The organism is Rhizobium sp. SVR5-9E (assembly GCF_056755095.1).
The window spans coordinates 1-242 of sequence record NZ_JBNDHS010000648.1; the positions used below are offsets into that span (position 1 = coordinate 1).

A 242-nucleotide genomic window follows, 5' to 3' on the forward strand; every position below is an offset into this window, starting at 1 on the left:
GCGTTCCTCCGGGCACCGGCATCTGTCACCAGGTCAACATCGAATGCCTCGGCCAGACCGTCTGGACGAAGGAAGAGGATGGCGACACGATTGCTTATCCGGACACCTGCGTCGGCACCGATTCGCACACGACGATGATCAACGGTCTAGGCGTTCTCGGCTGGGGCGTTGGTGGTATCGAAGCTGAAGCCGCCATGCTCGGCCAGTCGGTCTCGATGCTGCTGCCTGAGGCTGTCTCTTAT

1 protein-coding gene is annotated in these 242 nt (G+C 60.7%); it reads left to right on the forward strand.

Annotation, left to right across the window (positions count from 1 at the left end; translation table 11 throughout):
* Positions 1 to 242, forward strand: a 242-nt coding sequence (locus ACPYOJ_RS36405; protein ID WP_481420543.1) for an aconitase family protein, incomplete at both ends; no start/stop codon positions are given.